Source organism: Bacillus sp. EKM208B (assembly GCF_011800725.1).
GTDB classification, from domain to species: Bacteria; Bacillota; Bacilli; order Bacillales; family Bacillaceae; genus Bacillus; species Bacillus velezensis.
Map to the genome: position 1 here is coordinate 1 of NZ_JAANHO010000028.1, position 1,037 is coordinate 1,037.

Annotated in this window: 1 protein-coding gene; it reads right to left on the reverse strand. The window is 47.4% G+C overall.

Annotated features, from left to right (window positions below; translation table 11 throughout):
• Positions 1–1,023, reverse strand: a 1,023-nt coding sequence (locus tag G9F75_RS19665) for an amino acid adenylation domain-containing protein (protein ID WP_260399156.1), incomplete at its 3' end; no start/stop codon positions are given.
• Positions 1,024–1,037 lie beyond the last annotated feature (14 nt).

A 1,037-nucleotide genomic window follows, 5' to 3' on the forward strand; every position in this document is an offset into this window, starting at 1 on the left:
CCCGTTAGGCAGCCATCTCGCCAAATCTCCAGAGCGGTATAACTTCCCTTCGCCATATGGATTGTCGATAAACTTCTGCGCTGTTAATTCAGGCTGGTTTAGATATCCCTTGGCTACTCCGTCTCCGGCGATGCATAGCTCACCAGGAATGCCAATACCACATAACTCCATCTCATTCAGTATATAGAGCTGCATATTGGCAATGGGACGCCCGATTCCTACACTTAAACCCTTATCTTTTTCGCTGGAATAGACATAGTCACAGCATCCTACGGTAGTCTCCGTAGGGCCATATTCATTATGAATCTTGACGCTGTCTCCTAATAGCTTCTGCGTTTTCCGTGCCGTATCTGTGGTGAACTCTTCTCCACCGACAATCAGCGTTTCTAAATTCGGTACATCTACGCCGTCTGCATAGGTTTCCAGCATTTTTAAATGGGACGGAGTAAGCTTAAGGAAAGTTACCCTGTTATCTTTGAATGCTGCACGCAGCCTTTCCTCCGCGTCTCCTCCCTTTAATAGAAGAGATCCACCACTAATCAGCGGTAAGAACAAGGACGTTACGGAGAGGTCGAAACTTAAGCTTGTAATCAGTACCGTCGTACAAGCTTCCTTCTGGTATTCCTGATCTGCATACGACAAGTAATGATCCAGATTGCCTCGTGTCACCGCCACACCTTTTGGCTTTCCTGTCGTTCCTGATGTGTAAATCACATAGGCGATGTCGTCTTTTTCAACGGCACACGCTGGGTTTTCCGCATTCTCGCCCAGATCTTCAAGATTCATCGAGATGAGTGGGACTTCCGTTTCCATAGTCTTCTCTCTTGTTAAAATGACCTTGGGGGCTGCATCGTTCAGGATATGCTCTATTCGTTCCTTCGGTGTTGCTGGATCAATCGGGACATAGGCGGCTCCACTCTTTAGCACGCCTAAAATGCCAATGATCGTTTCCGCTTCAAAGGAAGCCATGATGGCCACTCGATCATTGGGCTTAACACCTAACGAAATCAGTTCCCATGCCAAGGCATTGGCCTTTC